The organism is Pseudomonas sp. O39, from assembly GCF_045447295.1.
Taxonomy (GTDB): Bacteria; Pseudomonadota; Gammaproteobacteria; order Pseudomonadales; family Pseudomonadaceae; genus Aquipseudomonas; species Aquipseudomonas antarctica_A.
The window spans coordinates 237,019-257,483 of record NZ_JBJGXV010000002.1; the positions used below are offsets into that span (position 1 = coordinate 237,019).

Sequence of the window (20,465 nt, forward strand, 5' to 3'; positions counted from 1 at the left end):
AAATAGCCGTGATGGCGTTAAAGCCGCCCTTTGCTTGCCGCTGACTTGCCTTTCACCAACGCGCGCAGGGCAAACCGATTCGGGTGGCAGGCCTCGGCCACACTGGTCGGAACCGGCAACGGCTCAGCATTCAGCCAAGCCGCAATCAGCTCGCCGCACAGGGGCGCGGTGATCAGTCCGCGTGAGCCGTGGCCGCTGTTGATGTACAGACCCGGCAGCCAGGGGCAAGGCGTATCCGGTACTTGCCGGGCGTCTTTGCCGAGTACCGCATACGCCTGTTGGAATGCTTCGTGATCGGCCAACGGCCCGACGATCGGCAGGTAGTCAGGGCTGGTGCAACGAAACGCCGCCCGACCCTCCAGTTGCTCAGGGGCCAGGTGATCGGCGCCCAGGCGTTGCAACAAATCTTCGGAAATCTCCCGCAGCATCGCAAGGTTGCCGGCATGTTCGGTGACGGTGGGCGTGAGGTCTTCATTGGTGAAATCAAAACTCGCGCCCAGGGTGTGTTCACCCAGCCGGGCGGGTGCGACGTAACCCTCGGCGCAGACCACCGTGGCCAGCCCCTCACTCGCTGCCGTTTGCGCCAGTCGGGTGATTTGCCCGCGAATTCGCTTGAGCGGCAAGTCGGCGCTGGGGGGGAATCGCTTGATCTCGGCGGCGCCGGCGAGCACCACCACACTCGCGCTGGCCAACACGCGGTCGGCGTCGCGCGCCTGCCACTGATCATCGACCCGGCGCAGCTCAAGGGCGTCGTGATGGGTGAGCACTTCAATCAGTGGATGTGCCGCCTGCCATTGGCACAGCGCCGGTGGATGCACCCAGCCGCCTTCCGGGAAAAACAGGCCGCCCTGAGCCAGGTCGATTCCGGCCCGTTGTTTCGCCTGCTCACGGTCCAGCAGGTGCAACAATTGGGGCGCAAAGGCCTCGGCCAGTTGCGCCTGGCGCTGAGCTTCCTTGGCGTCAAATGCCAGTTGCAGCACGCCACAGCCATCCCAATCAACACCTCGATGCAAGTGTTCCAGCAGGCGCCGGGTGTGACCGAAACCGCTGAGTATCAGCTGCGACAGTGCCGTTCCATGCGCCGAGAGCTTGAGGTACAGCACGCCCTGCGGGTTGCCCGACGCTTCCTGGGCCAGGGCGGCGTGGCGCTCCAGCAGGCTGACACGCCAACCACGTGCAGCCAGGCTCGCAGCGGTGGCGCAACCGGCCAGGCCGGCACCGATGACCATCGCATGGCGTTCGCCCTCGATAGTCGCCGGGCGGGCGAACCAGGGTTTGGGTTTGGCCGGCGGTGGCGTGTCTTCGGGCCAACCGAGGAACTCACCGCGCAGGATCTCCCACTTGTGGCCGATGCCCGGCGTGCGTTTCATCTTGAACCCGGCGGCATTGATCAGGCGGCGCACCCAACCGGTGCTGGTGAAGGTGCTGATGGTCGAGCCCGGAGCCGCCAGGCGCGCCAGTTCGGCAAACAGCTCGGCGGTCCACATGTCGGGGTTTTTCGCCGGGGCGAAGCCGTCGAGAAACCAGGCGTCGACCTGTGCATCCAGTTGCGGCAATTGCTCCAGGGCGTCGCCGACCAGCAGGGTCAGGGTGACACGGCCGTTATCCAGTACCAGGCGCTGGAAGCCTTGATGGATCGCGATGTACTGCGCCAACAGGGGCTCGGCGAAGGCACTGAGTTCCGGCCAGAGGGCCAGGGCGCGTTGCAGGTCGGTGGGGCTCAGTGGGTACTTTTCCACGCTCACAAAATGCAGGCGCGCACCGGCCACTGCGTGTTGCTCGAACAGCTGCCAGGCGCAGAGGAAGTTCAAGCCGGTGCCGAACCCGGTTTCTCCGATCACCAGCCTGCCACCCTCGGGCAGGGCGGCAAAACGCTCCTGCAAGCGGTTCTGCTCAAGGAACACGTAGCGGGTTTCTTCAAGGCCCGACTTGTCGGAGAAATACACGTCTTCGAAGACCCGCGAGTGCGGGCGACCTTGGTCATCCCAGTCGAGCTGGGCGTGGGTTACGGGGTTCATGGGCGGCTCATAAAATAAAAGCGGGCAAAGGCAAGGTGGCCATTCTAGCCGAAGGGGGTAGCCCCATAGTTTTTACATGGAAAAAACTGCTGCGCGCGTCCTTCCACCCATCAACAATCAGCGTTAATTCCGTGCAGGCGGCCGCGGTATCGTAATGCCTTGATTTATAGGCAATAAAGGATATTGCTGATGCGCACCCAGGATGATTTGAACAACAAGCTGAACCAGTTGACCCAGAGCCAGTTGCAAGCGGCCTTACTGGAAATGACGGGTGATCTGGACAAAGCCCAGGTACTGCAAAAGAAGCTGCCGGGCTGGATGGTCAACGCGCCGCCGGGTGTGTTGGATGCACTGACCCGAGATGCCGCACGCGTGGCAGATGCCCAGGCAACCGCCGCCGAGTGCTTGAAGCCATTGCAGGCGCTGGATGAGTTTTGCAATGAGCGGCTCAAGGACTATTGCCTGACACGATGGCAACTGACCGTGGAACCGAAAAAAGATCTTTTTATTCGTGCGGTCAACGAGTACGAGAAAGAAGTCTTGCCATTGAAGTACGTGAAAACCGTGAGGCTGGTGCAGGACAGCCTGCTGCAGGTGGCGATGCAGAATTTCTCCGAGGATGAAGCTCGAGCGCAATACTTTCCGGCCGGCTCGCTGTTGCAGTCGGGGTCCGGCGCTCGTGGGGTGGTGGGCATTACGCCCCTCGAGTTTGCCCAAGGCTGTCGCGCCCTGGACCTTGGCCGCTTGTATCAGCAGCACCTCAGTGAAGTGCTCAAACTGGACAGTAACCTCACAAGCGATAAGCCCTACGTCAATGCTGTTGCGAGCGATATCGGCCGGATGAAAACCCTGGACGTGAAAATCGACTCTCACATTGCCTTGATGCGGGGAGATATTTCACAGGACACCTACAAGATGGTGTGCACGCTGCTGGACCGCCAGCTGACACCGTCCCAGGCTCAGGCCGCAGGGGTGGTGTTTCAAGGGCGGCCGGTCACTTGGCAAGGGCTGAACACACAGGGCGGCTGCCTGTGGAGCATCCTGGTATTTTCCAGCCGGTCGATTGCGCAATACCCGCAGGAACCCTGTGTGGTTTACATGCCCAATGAGCCGGAACGGCCATTTTTTGAGTATTCCTCGCTGGATGACTTTCAGGTCTACCTCAAGGGCAAGCTTGAAGTGGCCGCGTATCGGGCCTTCTTTACCCGGTACCTGAGCCAGGGCGACCGGGTCGGGTTCTTCAGCCGTTTTGATCAAGCCCGTACCCTGGGGATGCTGGACGCCAACCTCATTACGGTCAGCCTCGCGAGGCATTTTTTTGATACCTACGCCGCAAAACTGCAAGCCGACGCGCGGACCCTGGCGGTGCCGGTGGCCGATCTGGATGAGGAGGTTCGCGAGCAGCGCTTGCAGGCGTATTTGGACGCCGGGTTGACGGTGCTCAACCTCGCCGGGTTGGTCGTCCCCGAGTTGGGGTTATTGATGACCGGCGTGGCGGTGGGCCAGATGCTCGGTGAACTCTACGAGGGGATTGAAGACTGGCGCCGTGGTGACAAGGAAGAGGCGTTCAAGCAGTTGGCGGTGGTAGCGGAAAATATCACCTCGATGGTGGTGTTCGCGGCAGGCAGCAAGGTTGTCGGTTCGGCAATGAGCCGTAGCGGTCTTAACCTGGATAGTTTCTTTAGCAAGTTTGAAGTGATACGCGCCACGGATGGCAACCTGCGGCTGTGGCGCCCGGATATCACGCCGTACGTCCATGATCAGAGCGTTGTCGACGACGAAGTCGCGGATGATTCGGGAATCTACAACGTGGGTGGTCATTCCTACGTCAAGGTCAATGATCGTGTCCATCGGGTTTCGTTCGACTCGAAACTGGATCAATGGCGGGCCAGTCACCTGTCGCGGCACACGGCTTATCGCCCGCAATTGCTGCATAACGGCGAAGGATGTTGGCGTTTTGCGTTCGAAAAGCCTGACGAGTGGGAGGCTCAGGAGTATCTCTTTTCACGCTTGAAACCGGCAGGTCCAGGTCCCTCGCTCCATCCCGGCAAACTTGTACAGATCAAGGCCATTATGGATAAGCCCCATGATTGGGGCGTTTATCAGGCGCAGGAGTGCTTGCCCTTTCCCGCACGTTTTCGCGATCTGTACGAGCGTTTCAAGCTGGATCAGTCCATTCGCGATTTTATCTGGCAGTTGGAAAGCGGTGCCTCCCCCAGCGTCGAAAACTCGAGCTTGCAGATGCACGCCTTGCCCCTGTTAAAAGGTTGGCCCGTAGGACGCTATTTTGAGGTGCTGGATGCCCGGCGCAACGTCAAGGCACGCTACCCCGCCAGCGCAACGGTTAACGCTGCAGGCCAGCGTTTGACGGTCACCGAGCAGATGCTCAGTGACGGGAAAGTGTTTGATGCGCTGTTGTCCGGGTTGGATGAGGCACAGAAGACTGGGCTGTTGGGAGAGGGCATTGCGGCCGATCAGGAGCGCGCTGTTCTGGAGCGTCAGTTGCTCGCGTATCTGAAGGCCGATCGCAAGCCGTTGTTTGAGCAGTTGTATCAGTCTTATGACGGACCCGTACCACCCGAATGGGCGTTGCTCAGGCGCACCTATCCCCACTTGCCCTGCACGTTGATGCGCGAATTGATGGCCGAGACATCAACCGTGCAGCGTGAGTCCCTGCGCGATAACCAACGAATTCCCATGGCATTGGCCGAGTCAGTGCAGCGTGCCCTTGGGGAACAACGTCTGGACCGCGCCTTGATGGGGTTTGATCAGCCAGAATTGGCCAGCCTCGATACCGCGCGGGTCGCGGTTCGAGTCATGCCGCGCGTGGCGGGGTGGGGCGGGGCGCTGCGCCTCGAGTTGCGCCAGGATTCGCCACAGGGCGACTTATTGGCCTTGGGCGCGTTCAACGGGGCTGGGGTGCGGCGCGCAGTGGTCAGGTCGAACGCCGGGTTCGAAGCGTTTGATGACCATGGCCTGAGCCTCGGTGGGCCTTATGCCGGACCGGACGGGCTGTTCGAGGCGATCGATTCAGCGCTGACGGCCAGCCAGCGAGTAGCACTGGGATTACCTCTGAAGGAGCCCAGTAACATTTGGCGCCTGCGCTACATGAGCGGCTCGCAGGCCAAGGGGGAGCGGGAGCTGGCTGGCGAGGCGTTTTCCAGCAGGGTCAGTGAACCTCTGGCAGAGGGGGTTCCCTGTGAAATGGCCGATTCGCCGACGGGGCCGTTGGTGCATCCGCGCGCGCTGGTGCGTAAGGTGAAGCGCTTGTACCCCTTGTTCAGTGACGCACAAGTGTCTTCACTGCTGATGTCGCTGGGCGCTGAGCCTCTTTCGCGGGCCAGGGCGGTAAAGCGTTTGAAGGCCGAGCTAGGGCATCTGCGAGCGCTGCTCAAGCATTGGAAGAACGATGTCCAGGAACTGGAGAAGCAGCCGGGCCTGAGTGACATTCGTATTAGCCGCCAGCAGGTGGCAGAGCGCATTGAAGCCTGCTGGCGGCGTCAAAGCTTTGCTCTGGACGAGCACCAGACCTCCATCGCCAGTTTGAACCTGGACGGGATGCGCATTGGTTCGTTGCCGACGCTGCCGGCCGAGATTCGTTTCGACCATGTCCAACAGTTGTCACTCAAAAATATGCAGCTGGGTGATGACGTCGCTTATTTCCTGAAGTGTTTCAAGGGGCTGAGGCGTCTGGACCTGGACCGAAACCACCTGACCCGGTTACCGGAAGTGCTCTCACGCATGTTTGAACTTGAGAGTTTGTCGATGCCCCATAACCGGTTGGCGCTGACTGACTACACGCGGCTGAAACTGGCGGACCTGAGTGCGTTGCGCCTGCTGGACCTGAGCCATAACCCGCTGGAAAAGCTGGTGGATATCGGCAAGATGCGTGACTTGCATACGCTGTTATTGCAGGACACAAAAATCACCGACCTGCCCGTAGGTCTGGGGCGGCTGGCCCGGCTTGAGCAAATGGATTTGCGCGACAACGCGATTACCGTGTTGCCCGAGTGGTTGTTTGCGACGCCGCGTAGTTTCAGTCAGTCGATTAACCTGGGCGGTAACCCGTTATCCAGTTCGACGGTAACGGCACTCCTTCGTTATCGCGACGATGTCGGTATTGGCATGGGCTACGTGAGGGACGATCAACCACGCAGGACCGAGTTGAGGGCCAGGGCATTATGGTTGCCGCAGGAAACGGCCACCCGGGATATTCACAAGCGTACGGTTTGGGCCAACCTGCGCGATGATCCGGAATCGACACCGTTGTTCGAGTTGCTGGCTCAATTGACCGGGACTGCGGACAGTCAATACGTGCGCGAGGACTTGACCCGGCGCGTCTGGGAGGTGTTGCAGGCGACCCATGACAGCGTCGGGCTGCGCGAGCGGGTGTTTCAACTGGCGGCTCATCCGACGAACTGTTCAGATGGGACGGCACAGATATTCAGTCAGATAGAGGTCTTGAAGGAGGTCGAGAAAGCGACTCTTCAGGCCGGTCGCTCACACAGCAACTCCGGCGCGTTGTTGAACCTGGGCCGTGGTTTGTTTCGCCTCAGTGAACTGGAAAAGATTGCCGCGACTTACGCTGTCGAGCACTTCTCCCTGGACCCCCTGGAAGTCAGCCTGGCATTCCGGGTCGGGTTGGCCCAGGCCCTGGAACTACCGGGGCAGCCCAAGCACATGAATTTTGCATTTTTTGCCAATGTGACCAGCGATGGGCTGGAGGTGGCGCAGTCCCAAGTGCGCACGGCAGAGTTGTCCCCCGCATTCTTGCGCTTTATTACCCAATTGGCGTTCTGGCGAATCCACCTGGAACAGCAATTTCCCGGGGCATTCCAGTCCGCGACGGCGCCCTTTGATGCGCAGCAACAAACACTCTTCGAGAACAGCCAGAACCTCACCGACGGCGAGTACCTCAAGCAAATGGAAGCCCTGCGATCGCCTCGCGGGCAGGCAATCACTGACGTAGTGGAACGCCTGACACAGCAGATGTTGAAACAGCAGGACCTGGGCATTTGCCATGTTCCCGGGAATTAGCCATCGGCCCGCTGATTGATCCACGGCAAGCCGGCTGGAATTCCTTGACCGGCATGCTGCCCAATCCGCTAGTCTTGAGCCATCTTGAAACGGAGCTGCCCATGTTCGAATCCGCCGAAATCGGTCACGCCATCGACAAAGACACCTATGACGCCGAAGTGCCGGCCTTGCGCGAAGCCTTGCTGGAGGTGCAGTACGAGCTGCAACAGCAGAAGCGCTTCCCGGTGATCATCCTGATCAACGGCATCGAAGGGGCCGGCAAGGGCGAGACCGTCAAGCTGCTCAATGAATGGATGGACCCACGCCTGATCGAGGTGCGCACCTTCGACCAGCAGACCGACGAAGAATTGGCGCGCCCGCCGGCGTGGCGTTACTGGCGGCAACTGCCTGCCAAAGGCCGCATGGGTATCTTTTTTGGCAACTGGTACAGCCAGATGCTGCAAGGCCGGGTGCACGGCGACATCAAGGATGCGCGCCTGGACCAGGCTATCGCCGGTGCCGAACGCCTGGAGAAGATGTTCTGCGACGAAGGCGCGCTGATCTTCAAGTTCTGGTTCCACCTGTCCAAGAAGCAAATGAAGGCGCGGCTCAAGGCGCTGGCCGACGACCCGCTGCACAGCTGGCGCATCAGCCCGCTGGACTGGCAGCAGTCCAAGACCTACGACAAGTTTGTGCATTTTGGTGAGCGCATCCTGCGTCGCACCAGTCGTGACTACGCGCCGTGGCACGTGATTGAAGGGGTCGACGCGCATTACCGCAGCCTCACTGTGGGCAACATCCTGCTGGAGGGTCTGCAAAACGCCTTGAAGCAGACCAAAGGCAAGGCCAGCGGCATGAACCCCGCGCCGTTGCTGGCGTCGGTGGATCACAAGAGCCTGCTCGACAGCCTCGACATGACCTTGCGTCTGGAAAAGGATGATTACGAAGAACAACTGATCACCGAACAGGCGCGCTTCTCCGGGCTGATGCGCGATAAGCGCATGCGCAAACACGCGCTGGTCACCGTATTCGAAGGCAATGACGCGGCGGGCAAGGGCGGGGCAATCCGGCGTGTCGCGGCGGCGCTGGACCCGCGCCAGTACCATATCGTGCCGATAGCTGCGCCGAGTGAAGACGAGCGCGCCCAGCCTTACCTGTGGCGGTTCTGGCAAAAGATCCCGGCGCGCGGCATGTTCACGGTGTTTGACCGTTCGTGGTACGGCCGCGTCCTGGTGGAACGCGTCGAAGGCTTCTGCACTCCGGCGGACTGGATGCGTGCCTACGGCGAGATCAATGACTTTGAAGAGCAACTGCGCGATGCGGGTGTGATCGTGGTCAAGTTCTGGCTGGCTATCGACAAGCAGACCCAGTTGGAGCGTTTCCAGGCCCGCGAGGAAATCCCGTTCAAGCGCTTCAAGATTACCGAAGACGACTGGCGTAACCGCGACAAGTGGGATGACTACCGCGCCGCCGTGGGCGACATGGTCGACCGCACCAGTACCGAAGTTGCGCCATGGACCCTGGTGGAAGCCAATGACAAACGCTGGGCGCGGGTCAAGGTGCTGCGCACCATCAACCTCGCGTTGGAAGAGGCGTTCGCCAAGTCCGACAAGCACGACAAGAAAGGCAAGAAGAAGTAGGCCTATCTATGGGGTGAATGATCGTCGCGGTTGGGAGGGCCTGGATCTATCCTCGATCCATCTCCCAACAACGACAAGATCGAGGTAGCCCATGCGTGAAGTAGTGATCGTCGACAGCGTGCGAACCGGCCTGGCCAAATCCTTTCGTGGCAAGTTCAACCAGACCCGCCCCGATGACATGGCGGCCCATTGTGTGAATGCGCTGCTGACTCGCAATGGTATCGACCCGGCGACTGTCGAGGACTGCATTGTCGGCGCCGGCTCCAACGAAGGTGCCCAGGGTTACAACATCGGGCGCAATGTGGCGGTGCTCTCGCAACTGGGCACCGGTACGGCCGGCATGACCCTCAACCGCTTCTGCTCCTCGGGCTTGCAAGCGATCGCGATTGCCGCCAACCAGATCGCGTCGGGCTGCAGCGACATCATCATCGCCGGGGGCGTCGAGTCCATCAGCCTGACCCTGAAAAGCGTGAATACCGACAACCTGATCAACCCGCTGCTTAAAGAGCAGGTGCCGGGCATCTACTTCCCCATGGGCCAGACCGCCGAAATCGTTGCCCGCCGCTATCACGTGAGCCGCGAAGACCAGGACCTGTACGCCTTGCAAAGCCAGCAGCGCACTGCCCAGGCTCAGGCCGACGGTTTGTTCGACGATGAAATTGTGCCGATGGCGGTCAAGTACAGAGTCGAGGACAAGCACACCGGCGAGGTGCAGGTGCTGGAGGGTGTGGTTGAGCGCGACGACTGCAACCGCCCTGACACCACCCTGGCCAGCCTCAGCGGGTTGAAGCCGGTGTTTGCCGAAGACGGTTCGGTGACGGCGGGCAACTCCTCGCAGCTCTCCGATGGCGCCTCTATGACACTGGTGATGAGCCTGGAAAAAGCCCTCGAGCTGGGGCTCAAGCCCAAGGCGTTTTTCCGAGGCTTTACCGTGGCCGGTTGTGCGCCTGACGAGATGGGCATCGGCCCGGTGTTTTCGGTGCCCAAGCTGCTCAAGGCCAAGGGCTTGCAGGTGGCGGATATCGACCTGTGGGAACTCAACGAAGCGTTTGCGTCCCAGTGCTTGTACGCGCGCAACCGCCTGGAAATCGACAATGCCCGGTACAACGTCAACGGCGGTTCGATTTCCATCGGGCACCCGTTTGGCATGACCGGCTCGCGACAAGTCGGGCATTTGGTGCGGGAGCTGCAGCGGCGCAACCTGCGTTACGGCATCGTCACCATGTGCGTGGGCGGCGGTATGGGCGCTACCGGATTATTCGAAGCCGTGCGCTAGGTTTTTATTGGGAATACTGGATCAACGTGGGCGCTGGCTTGTGTGGGAGCCGGGCTTGCCCGCGATGCAGGCACTGCGGTGTGTCAGTCACACCGCAGTGATGCAATCGCAGGCAAGCCAGCTCCCACACACGCCCCAGCTTTGATTTGTGTGTGCTGGAAAATATCGCTCGCCAAGGCACCCCTTGGTCCCCCTAGAATGGCTGTTCCACTTCCTCAGGCATTCGGGGCACTCATGCACATCTCTTCCGGCCGCTGGGTCTATGGCTTTGGCTTGACCCTGCTGACCGCGTTTCTTTGGGGCATTCTGCCGATCAAGCTCAAGCAGGTGCTGCAGGTGATGGACCCGATCACCGTCACCTGGTTTCGCCTGACCGTTGCCGGCGGCTGCCTGTTCCTCTACCTCGCCGCGACCAGGCGCCTGCCCAGCCGCAAAGTGCTCGGCCCCAAGGGCGGCTGGCTGGTAGCCATGGCCGTGTGTGGCCTGGTGGGCAACTACGTGCTGTACCTGGTCGGCCTGAAAATGCTCAGCCCCGGCACCGCACAATTGGTCGTGCAGATGGGCCCGATCTTTCTGATGGTCGCCAGTGTATTTGTGTTCAAGGAGCGCTTCAGCCTGGGGCAGGGCATGGGCCTGGTGGTGTTGATCATCGGCTTCGGCCTGTTCTTCAATCAGCGTCTGGTGGAACTGTTGACGTCGCTGGGTACTTACACGGCCGGTGTGCTGACGATCCTGCTCGCCACCACTATCTGGGTGTTCTATGCCCTGGGCCAGAAGCAGTTGCTGACGGTGTGGAACTCGCTGCAAGTGATGATGGTGATCTACCTGTCGTGCGCCGTGCTGCTCACGCCGTGGGCACATCCGCTGGAGGCGCTGCAACTGAGCCCGCTGCAAGGCTGGCTGTTGCTGGCGTGTTGCATGAATACGCTGGTGGCTTATGGGGCGTTTGCTGAGGCGCTGGCGCACTGGGAAGCCTCGCGGGTCAGTGCGACCCTTGCGCTGACGCCGTTGGTGACCTTTGTGGCCGTGGCGCTGGCGGCGTGGCTATGGCCGGACTTTGTGCAAGCCGAGGAGATCAACGCCATCGGTTATGCCGGGGCGTTGGTGGTCGTGCTGGGCTCGGCGATGGTTGCCCTGGCGCCGTCATTGCTCGCCGGGCTCAAGGCCCGGCGGCTGCGGTTGGGTGTAGCTCGATAAGGCGTCGAGTCAAGTGGGTGAAGTCCCCATTGAAATAGTGAGTGCCGGGGATTTCTGCTGCGCTTACCCACTCGGGAAGCGAGGGCTGACGGCATAACCCAGTGCTATTTTCGGAGGTATGCAAGCAGGTAACAGGCATCAGCCCTTTCAATTGAAACAGTGCCGGTAATGGATCGTGGTGGGTAACTGGCTCGCGCAGATGCCGGTAGGCCTGGGTGATCCGGTTGAGCCAGCCCACGGTGATGTAGTGTTCCAGTTCGATCTCCAGGAACACATCCTGGGTAGGCTCCAGCAATGTCAGTTGCGAGATGCGCACACGGTTCTCGGGTTTAAGCTGGTTGATGAGTGATGGCAGGACATTGGCCCCGAAAGAAAAGCCAATTAACCAGATCTTGGGCGTACCCCATTCCTTGCGGTAAACCGTGATAAGGGCGTCCAGCTGTGCGGCCGAGTCTGCCACGGGTTGTTCATGCCAGAAATAAGCCAGTGTACTGATGCCCAACACGCCGTAGCCACGTTCGTTAAGGTTGTGGCTGATGGCCTGCTCCAAGGGTGCCCAGCCGCCGTCACCGGAGTAGAAGATGACAAGCTCGTTCATGGCGGGTGCTGTCGAGGGGGGCGGCAGAATAACGGGAAACGCCCGCAGCGCGGAGCTGTCGGCCGGGTACCAGGCTGCCAGCCCCATAAGCCCTGTCACCATGAAGAGGATAAACAGGCTGCTTCGCTTCATGCGAGGATCGTCCGTCCAGAGGTTTGTTATGCATTGAACCTCTGGAGGACGGGCGCACGTAACTGTGACAACTGACAGTAGACGCGGATGGTTTCGACGACGTACTAGTGCCCGGCTTCGAGCATGTTTTCCGGGCGAACCCACTGATCGAACTCTGCGTCGGTCAGGTAGCCCAGGTCCAACGCGGCCTCCCTTAGCGTCAGCCCTTCGGCGTAAGCCTTCTTGGCGATCTGCGCCGACTTGTCGTAGCCGATATGCGGGTTGAGCGCCGTCACCAGCATCAGCCCGCGCTCCAGGTGCTCGGCCATTTTCCCGGCGTCGGGCTCCAGGCCGGCCACGCAATGCTCCTGGAAATTATTGCAGCCATCGGCCAGCAGGCGGATCGACTCCAGCAAGTTGTGGATGATCACGGGTTTGTACACGTTCAACTGCAAGTGCCCCTGGCTGGCGGCAATGCCGATGGTCACGTCGTTGCCCAGCACCTGGCAGGCCAGCATCGACAGCGCTTCACATTGGGTAGGGTTGACCTTGCCGGGCATGATCGAGCTGCCTGGCTCGTTGGCCGGCAACTTGACTTCCGCCAGCCCGGCACGCGGGCCGGAGCCCAGCAGGCGCAGGTCATTGGCGATTTTCATCAAGGCCACCGCCAGGGTTTTCAGCGCGCCGTGCAGGGTCACCAGCGGCTCATGGCCCGAGAGGGCGGCGAATTTATTCGGCGCGGTGACAAACGGCAACCCCGACAGGGCTGCCAATTCAGCAGCAATCGCTTCGCCAAAACCATGGGGCGAATTGAGCCCGGTGCCGACGGCGGTGCCGCCCTGGGCCAGTTCGCACACCGGGGGCAGGGCGCTGCGGATCGCGCGTTCGGCGTAATCCAGTTGGGCGATAAACGCCGAGAGTTCCTGGCCGAAGGTGATGGGCGTGGCGTCCATCATGTGAGTGCGGCCGGTCTTCACCAGCTTCATATGCCGTGCCGACAGTTCCGCCAGGCCACCGGACAGATAAGTGATCGCCGGCAGCAGTTGCTTGGTCACGGCTTGCACGGCCGCGATGCTCATGGCGGTGGGGAAGCAGTCGTTGGAACTCTGGGAGCGGTTGACGTGATCGTTGGGGTGCACCGGGCTCTTGCCGCCACGGGGTTTACCCGACAGCTCGTTGGCACGGCCGGCGATGACTTCATTGGCGTTCATATTGCTTTGGGTGCCGCTGCCGGTCTGCCAGACCACCAGGGGGAATTGGTCGTCATGCTGGCCGTCGAGCACTTCATCGGCAGCCTGTTCGATCAGGCGGGCGATGTCGGCGGGGAGGTCGCCATTGCGGTCGTTGACCCGGGCGGCGGCTTTCTTGATCAGCGCCAGGGCGTGCAGTACCGCCAGGGGCATGCGTTGCTCGCCGATGGCGAAATTCACCAGTGAACGTTGGGTCTGCGCGCCCCAGTAAGCGTCATCCGGGACTTGAACGTCTCCCAGGCTGTCGGTTTCGATACGGCTCATCGGGCACACTCCTTCAGGTTCGTTTGCGCAGTTTAGGCCGTGATGGGCCCGTGGGGTTCCATAAAAGACTTTTCATCGGATGCAAGTCCCGCAAATCCCGGCCGAACAAGGCCCGGGGTTGAGCCGCGAGGTTTTTTAGGCGCAGAATGGTCGCCCTTGGGGTCTTACCTCGCCTGCTAGAAAAGGAAACTCGATGACTCGTCTTCGTGCCATCTGTACCGCGGTTGCTCTGGTTTGCGCCAGCGGCCAAGTGTTTGCCGATACCGCCAGCCATAACGCCAGTGCCGAAGCCTTCCTTACCCTGGCCCACGCTGACAAGCTGGGTACCCCGGTGTACATGCAAGTGCAGCAAATGTTCGCCCAGCGTTTCGAACAGACCAAGGCGCCTGCCGCCAAGCAGTCCGTACTGGACAGCTACCAGGCCAAGGCCAACGCTGCTCTGGACCAAGCCATTGGCTGGCCGAAGCTGAAGCCGGACATGGTCAAGCTCTACACCACCAACTTCAGCGAATCCGAGCTCAAGGACCTGGTTGCGTTCTACCAGTCCCCACTGGGCAAGAAAGTCCTGGAAAAAATGCCGCAACTGACCCAGCAATCGGCCCAGATGACCCAGGCCAAACTGGAAAGCGCCGTACCGGTGGTGAACAAGCTGTTGGAAGACATGACCAACGAGCTGACGCCTAAAGCCGCCGCACCGGCCAAGAAGAAGTAAGCAGGAATGACCATGCAACAGCGTATCGAAACGGCGCTCGCCGCTCTGAGCCCGCAACACTTGAGCGTGCTGGATGAAAGCCACATGCACAGCCGTGGGTTGCAGACCCACTTCAAGGCCGTGCTGGTCAGCCAGCAGTTCGAGGGGCTTAACCGCGTCAAGCGCCACCAGACGGTCTATGCCACCCTGGGTGACCTGATGAGCGAATTTCATGCGCTGGCGCTGCATACCTACACGCCCGAAGAATGGGCGAAAATCGACGCAGCCCCGGCCTCGCCGACCTGCGCCGGCGGGCATAGCTGACGCACGGGTGTCTCTGACACCTCGCATTTGCTAGAATCCGCAACGCGCCGCTTAGCCGGCGCGTTTTTTTTGCATCCGGTTCACCCCTTACGAGGGTAGCCACCTGGAGAGAACACCCATGACCCAACCGATTGTCGTGGCGGCACTGTATAAGTTCGTCACCCTCGAAGATTACGTCGCCCTGCGCGAGCCCCTGTTGCAGGCAATGGTCGACAACGGCATCAAAGGCACCTTGCTGATCGCCGAAGAAGGCATCAACGGCACCGTTTCCGGCAGCCGCGAAGGCATTGATGGCCTGATGGCCTGGCTGAAGAACGACCCACGCATGGTCGACATCGATCACAAAGAGTCGTACTGCGACGACCAGCCGTTCTACCGCACCAAGGTCAAGCTCAAGAAAGAGATCGTGACCCTGGGCGTCGAAGGCGTCGACCCGAATAAAAAGGTCGGCACCTACGTCAACCCACAAGACTGGAACGCACTGATCAGCGACCCGGAAGTGCTGTTGATCGACACGCGCAACGACTACGAAGTGTCCATCGGCACGTTTGAAGGCGCGATCGACCCGAAGACCACCAGTTTTCGCGAATTCCCCGACTACATCAAAGCCAACTTCGACCCGGCCAGGCACAAGAAAGTCGCGATGTTCTGCACCGGCGGCATTCGTTGCGAGAAGGCTTCCAGCTTTATGCTCAGCGAAGGCTTCGATGAGGTCTACCACCTCAAGGGTGGCATCCTGAAGTACCTCGAAGAGGTGCCGCAGGCAGAGACCAAATGGCAGGGCGACTGTTTTGTGTTCGACAATCGCGTCACCGTGCGCCACGACTTGAGCGAAGGCGACTACGATCAATGTCATGCCTGCCGTACACCGGTGAGCGTAGAAGACCGCGCGTCCGAGCATTATGTGGCTGGCATCAGTTGCCCGCATTGCTGGGATAAGCTGCCGGAGAAGACCCGCCGCAGCGCGATTGACCGGCAAAAGCAGATCGAGCTGGCCAAGGCCCGCAATTTGCCGCACCCGATTGGCTTCAACTACAAGCAAACCCCCTCCGAGGCCTGACCCATGCCCGCGCGCCTGCTCTATGTGATGGACCCGATGTGTTCCTGGTGCTGGGGCTTTGCCCCGGTGGCGCAGGCGCTGGTTGAGCAGGCCCAGGCGGCCGGCGTGGAGCTGCACCTGGTGGTGGGCGGTTTGCGCACGGGCAGCGGCGCGGCGTTGGAGCCGACGACCCGGCGCTACATTCTGGAGCATTGGCAGGCAGTCACCGAGGCCACCGGCCAGCCGTTCAAGCGTGAAGGTGCATTGCCCGACGGTTTCGTCTACGACACAGAGCCTGCGTGCCGCGCCATCGTCACTGCACGCAGCCTGGCGCCGGACTGCGCCTGGACGTTGCTGGGGCTGATCCAGCGCGCGTTTTATGTCGAAGGCCGGGACGTGACCCTCGCCAGCGTGTTGGTGGAGCTGGCTGAAGAAGCCGGCATACCGCGTATCGAGTTTGCCGGTGCCTTCGACCGTGCCGAGCAGCACGCCGCGACGGCCGCCGATTTCACCTGGGTGCAGGATTTGGGGATTGCCGGTTTCCCGACCTTGCTGGCCGAACGTAATGGCCAGTTGGCTTTGCTGACCAACGGCTACCAGCCGCTGTCCGAGCTGTCGCCGTTGCTTGCCCGCTGGTTGGAGCGAGCCACCTGTGTATGATCAGCCCGACATTTCCGAACCGACCAAACGCACAGATCGCCTGACCTGGGCGGAAATTCGCCGCCTGGCCCTGCGTCACAAGAAATCCCTGTGGATCGCCAACGGCGTTGCCGTGCTGGCGACCCTGTGCAGCGTGCCCATCCCTTTGCTGTTGCCCTTGCTGGTAGACGAAGTGCTGCTGGGCCACGGCGACGCCGCGCTCAAAGTGATGAATAACGCATTGCCCCTGGGTTGGCAGAAGGCCGCCGGGTATATCGGCCTGATGCTGCTGGTGACCCTGTGTTTGCGTTGCAGCGCGTTGGTGTTCAACGTCGTGCAGGCGCGGCTGTTTGCGCGGCTGGCCAAGGACATTGTCTATCGCATCCGCGTGCGCCTGATAGAACGGCTCAAGCGTATTTCCCTCGGCGAATACGAGAGCCTGGGCAGCGGCACAGTCACCACGCACCTGGTCACGGACCTGGATACGCTGGATAAGTTTGTCGGCGAAACCCTCAGCCGTTTCCTGGTGGCCATGCTGACTTTGGTCGGCACCTCGGCAATCCTGGTGTGGATGCACTGGCAATTGGCGTTGCTGATCCTGCTGTTCAACCCGTTGGTGATCTACGCCACGGTACAGCTGGGCAAGCGCGTCAAACACTTGAAGAAGCTCGAGAACGACAGCACTTCGCGCTTCACCCAGGCCCTGACCGAAACCCTCGACGCCATCCAGGAAGTGCGTGCCGGCAATCGCCAGGGGTTTTTCCTTGGGCGCCTTGGCCAGCGTGCCCAGGAAGTGCGCGACTACGCCATTCATTCCCAATGGAAAACCGACGCCTCCAGCCGTGCCAGTGGCCTGTTGTTCCAGTTCGGTATCGATATCTTTCGCGCGGCGGCGATGCTCACCGTGTTGTTTTCCGACCTGTCCATCGGTCAGATGCTCGCGGTGTTCAGCTACCTGTGGTTCATGATCGGCCCAGTGGAGCAACTGCTGAACCTGCAATATGCCTACTACGCGGCCGGCGGCGCGCTGACGCGGATCAACGAGCTGCTGGCGCGTGCCGATGAGCCGCAATATGCCGGGGGCGAAGACCCGTTCACCGGGCATGAGACCGTTGGCATCGAGGTGCGCGGGCTCAACTTCGGCTACGGCGAAGACTTGGTGCTCGACCAACTGAACCTGACCATTGCGCCGGGCGAGAAGGTCGCGATCGTTGGAGCCAGTGGCGGCGGCAAAAGTACCTTGGTGCAACTGCTGTTGGGGCTCTACACGCCGCAGGCCGGCAGCATTCGTTTTGGCGGTGCAACCCAGCAGGAAATCGGTCTTGCGACCATTCGCGAGAACGTCGCCGTGGTGCTGCAACACCCGGCGCTGTTCAATGACACCGTGCGCGCCAACCTGACCATGGGCCGCACACGCACGGACCAGGCCTGCTGGCAGGCATTGGAAATTGCGCAGCTGGATGCTACCGTCAAGGCACTGCCTTTGGGCCTGGACAGCGTAGTGGGGCGCTCTGGTGTGCGCTTCTCCGGCGGCCAGCGCCAGCGCCTGGCCATCGCCCGGATGGTATTGGCCGAACCGAAGGTGGTGATTCTGGATGAGGCCACCTCCGCCCTCGACGCCGCTACCGAGTACAACTTGCACCAGGCATTGGCGCGGTTTCTCAGTGGGCGTACTACACTGATCATCGCCCACAGGCTTTCGGCAGTTAAGCAGGCTGACCGGGTGCTGGTGTTCGATGGCGGGCGTATCGCCGAAGATGGCGACCATCAGCAGTTGATTGCTGACGGTGGGCTGTACGCCAAGTTGTACGGACACCTGCAACAAGTGCGTTGATTTAGCTTAGTCTGTGCTATCGGGATTGGATTTTCGCGTGCGTATTCAGCTGTGCATGTGTAAGGGACTTCATGAAGCAAAAGCGGACTCTCGGAACGCCACGGCTGTTGGGCATCGTTTGGCCCTTTATCGCCGTCGTATTGTTCCAGGCATTGTTAGGCTGCGTCAGTCTCTATGTGCTGTCGGCGGTGCGGGGCTATGTGGCTGGCGAGAGTCTTTGGTCCAAGGGTCAGAAAGACGCTATCTACTACCTGACGCTTTACGCCGATAACCGCGACGAAACCACTTTCCTCAAGTACCAGCAAGCCATTGCCGTCCCGCAGGGCGGGCACGAACTGCGCGTCGCCCTGGACCGTTCCACCCCCGACCTCACTGCTGCGCGCCTGGGTATCCTCAAGGGCGGCAACCACCCCGATGACGTTTCCAGCCTGATTTGGCTGTACCTCAACTTCCGCCATTTCAGTTACCTGGAAAAAGCCATCGAACTGTGGACCGTGGGCGATGGCTACCTGGTGCAACTCGATGACCTGGCCCAGGCAATGCACCGGGCGATCCGCAGTGATCACGTCAGCCCTGGCGATATAAACGAGTGGAAAGAACGCATCATTGCCATCAACGACGGCGTCACGCCGTCTGCCAAAGCGTTCAGCGATGCTTTGGGCGAAGGTTCGCGGATGATTCTGCGGCTGTTGCTGGTCACCAACCTGGCCACCGCCCTGGGCCTGATTGCCCTGGCGTTGCTGCGTACCCACAAGCTGCTGAGTCAGCGCCACGCGTTCGCCACGGCCTTGCAAGCCGAGAGGGAGCGGGCACAGATCACCCTGGAGTCGATTGGCGACGGCGTGATTACCACTGACGTCGACGGAGCCATCGCCTACATGAACCCGGCCGCCGAGGCACTCACCCACTGGAAGAGTGCCCAGGCCCAAGGCTTGCCCTTGGCGGCGTTATTCAATCTGCTTGATGAGGCTGCCGAACCCGACGGCTTCACCCTGCTCGAGCACATCATCAAAGGCCGGCTCAGTGGTGGCAGCGAGCATTCCAAGCTGATCCAGCGCCTCGATGGCAGCACGGTCTCGGTCACCCTGGTAGGCGCGCCGATCCGCAGCGCCGGCAAGGTCAGCGGCGCGGTGCTGGTGCTTCACGACATGACGCAGGAGCGTCAGTACATTGCCAATCTTTCGTGGCAAGCCACCCACGATGCCTTGACCGGTTTAGCCAATCGCCGCGAGTTCGAATTCCGCCTGGAACAGGTGCTGCATAACGTGGGGCGCCAGAAAGGCGGACGCCATGCCTTGATGTTTCTCGACCTGGACCAATTCAAGCTGGTCAACGACACCTGCGGGCATGCGGCGGGTGATGAACTGTTACGGCATATCTGCGCGCTGCTGCAGTCGGACCTGCGCGAAGGCGACACCCTGGCGCGCCTGGGGGGCGACGAGTTCGGCATCCTGTTGGAAAACTGCCCGGCGCCGGTGGCGGAAAAGATTGCCGAGAACCTGCGCCATACGGTGCAAAACCTGCATTTCGTGTGGAAGGGCCGACCGTTCATGACCACCGTCAGTATTGGCCTGGTGCATATCTCGCAGTCCCCGACCACCCTGGAAACGTCGCTGCGCGCTGCCGATATGGCGTGCTACATGGCCAAGGAAAAGGGCCGTAACCGTGTGCAGGTCTACCATACCGATGATTCGGAATTGTCCCTGCGTTTTGGCGAAATGGCCTGGGTACAGCGTTTGCACATGGCATTGGAGGAGAATCGTTTCTGCCTCTACTCCCAGGAAATCTCCCCGCTGGGCCACACTGATGGCGGTAATGGCCATATTGAAATCCTGTTGCGCCTGCACGATGAGGCGGGCCGCATCATTCTGCCCGACAGTTTTATTCCAGCAGCCGAACGTTATGGATTGATGACGTCTCTGGATCGCTGGGTTGTGGAAAACGTATTCAAGATCATCGCCCGTTGTATGCACGAGCGTGCGGGGCGACCTATGGCCATGTGTGCGATTAATCTGTCAGGCATAACTATTGGAGATGATGATTTTCTCGGTTTTTTACGTGAGAAATTCGAGGCTTACAGCATTCCGCCGGAAATGATTTGTTTTGAAATAACTGAGACAAGCGCTATAGCCAATTTGGGCAGTGCAATTCGCTTTATTAATGAACTCAAAGCGTTAGGTTGCCATTTTTCCCTTGATGACTTTTGCGCCGGAATGTCCTCATTCGCTTATCTGAAACATTTACCTGTAGACTTCCTGAAGATCGATGGAAGTTTCGTAAAGGATATGCTGGACGACCCGATTAACCGCGCCATGGTCGAAGTGATCAATCACATCGGCCACGTCATGGGTAAACGCACCATTGCCGAGTTTGTTGAAACACCGCAGATCGAACAGGCTTTACTTGAGATCGGTGTGGATTACGCTCAGGGCTACCTGATTGAACGCCCGCAACTGTTTACCTTTGATAGCTTGCAGTGTCGACCTGTGCGGCCGCAGCCTCTGTTATTCAAGGCGCCCGGCACATTCCGCTGAAACATTTGCTGGTCTGTACAATCACACTTAAAAA

General features: G+C 60.3%; 13 protein-coding genes. 10 read left to right on the top strand and 3 right to left on the bottom strand.

Annotated features, from left to right (window positions below; translation table 11 throughout):
* Positions 1 to 17 precede the first annotated feature (17 nt).
* Positions 18 to 2,018, bottom strand: a complete 2,001-nt coding sequence (gene mnmC / locus ACI77D_RS03535) for a bifunctional tRNA (5-methylaminomethyl-2-thiouridine)(34)-methyltransferase MnmD/FAD-dependent 5-carboxymethylaminomethyl-2-thiouridine(34) oxidoreductase MnmC (protein ID WP_407016056.1) — start codon at positions 2,016 to 2,018, stop codon at positions 18 to 20.
* Positions 2,019 to 2,207: 189 nt separating this feature from the next.
* On the opposite strand from mnmC, the gene ACI77D_RS03540 reads away from it, so the two are divergent.
* From ACI77D_RS03540 to ACI77D_RS03555, 4 genes are all read left to right on the top strand, one after another.
* On the top strand, positions 2,208 to 7,055 hold the full coding sequence (locus ACI77D_RS03540) for an NEL-type E3 ubiquitin ligase domain-containing protein (protein ID WP_407016057.1): 4,848 nt from the start codon (positions 2,208 to 2,210) through the stop codon (positions 7,053 to 7,055).
* A gap of 101 nt (positions 7,056 to 7,156) precedes the next feature.
* Positions 7,157 to 8,674: a polyphosphate:AMP phosphotransferase gene (gene pap, locus ACI77D_RS03545; RefSeq protein WP_064453361.1), complete on the top strand. Its 1,518-nt coding sequence runs from the start codon at positions 7,157 to 7,159 to the stop codon at positions 8,672 to 8,674.
* A gap of 91 nt (positions 8,675 to 8,765) precedes the next feature.
* Entirely contained in the window at positions 8,766 to 9,950 is a 1,185-nt protein-coding gene (locus ACI77D_RS03550) for a thiolase family protein (RefSeq protein ID WP_064453360.1), read from the top strand.
* A 234-nt stretch (positions 9,951 to 10,184) separates the two neighbouring features.
* The gene (locus ACI77D_RS03555) at positions 10,185 to 11,147 is read left to right on the top strand and encodes a DMT family transporter (protein ID WP_064453359.1); all 963 of its coding nucleotides are present in this window, start codon (positions 10,185 to 10,187) and stop codon (positions 11,145 to 11,147) included.
* Here the strand turns inward: ACI77D_RS03555 and ACI77D_RS03560 are convergent.
* Both ACI77D_RS03560 and ACI77D_RS03565 read right to left on the bottom strand, forming a co-directional pair.
* Positions 11,110 to 11,877 carry an AcvB/VirJ family lysyl-phosphatidylglycerol hydrolase gene (locus ACI77D_RS03560; protein WP_407016058.1) on the bottom strand — a complete coding sequence of 256 codons (768 nt, stop codon included), beginning with the start codon at positions 11,875 to 11,877 and terminating at the stop codon, positions 11,110 to 11,112. The two genes, ACI77D_RS03555 and ACI77D_RS03560, sit on opposite strands and share 38 nt — an antisense overlap.
* A 104-nt stretch (positions 11,878 to 11,981) precedes the next feature.
* The gene (locus ACI77D_RS03565; RefSeq protein ID WP_064453357.1) at positions 11,982 to 13,370 is read right to left on the bottom strand and encodes a class II fumarate hydratase; all 1,389 of its coding nucleotides are present in this window, start codon (positions 13,368 to 13,370) and stop codon (positions 11,982 to 11,984) included.
* A gap of 193 nt (positions 13,371 to 13,563) precedes the next feature.
* Here ACI77D_RS03565 and ACI77D_RS03570 point away from each other — a divergent pair, with 193 nt between their 5' ends.
* From ACI77D_RS03570 to ACI77D_RS03595, 6 genes are all read left to right on the top strand, one after another.
* Positions 13,564 to 14,082, top strand: coding sequence for a DUF2059 domain-containing protein (locus ACI77D_RS03570; protein WP_003236690.1), 519 nt, complete (start codon positions 13,564 to 13,566; stop codon positions 14,080 to 14,082).
* Between the two features lie 6 nt (positions 14,083 to 14,088).
* Positions 14,089 to 14,385, top strand: coding sequence for a BolA family transcriptional regulator (locus ACI77D_RS03575; protein WP_053257204.1), 297 nt, complete (start codon positions 14,089 to 14,091; stop codon positions 14,383 to 14,385).
* A gap of 118 nt (positions 14,386 to 14,503) precedes the next feature.
* The gene (locus tag ACI77D_RS03580; protein WP_064453356.1) at positions 14,504 to 15,445 is read left to right on the top strand and encodes a rhodanese-related sulfurtransferase; all 942 of its coding nucleotides are present in this window, start codon (positions 14,504 to 14,506) and stop codon (positions 15,443 to 15,445) included.
* Between the two features lie 36 nt (positions 15,446 to 15,481).
* Entirely contained in the window at positions 15,482 to 16,084 is a 603-nt protein-coding gene (locus ACI77D_RS03585; protein ID WP_208604477.1) for a DsbA family protein, read from the top strand.
* Between the two features lie 10 nt (positions 16,085 to 16,094).
* Positions 16,095 to 17,897, top strand: a complete 1,803-nt coding sequence (locus tag ACI77D_RS03590) for an ABC transporter ATP-binding protein (RefSeq protein WP_407016147.1) — start codon at positions 16,095 to 16,097, stop codon at positions 17,895 to 17,897.
* Between the two features lie 71 nt (positions 17,898 to 17,968).
* Positions 17,969 to 20,431: an EAL domain-containing protein gene (locus ACI77D_RS03595; RefSeq protein WP_407016059.1), complete on the top strand. Its 2,463-nt coding sequence runs from the start codon at positions 17,969 to 17,971 to the stop codon at positions 20,429 to 20,431.
* The last annotated feature ends 34 nt before the right edge of the window (positions 20,432 to 20,465 follow it).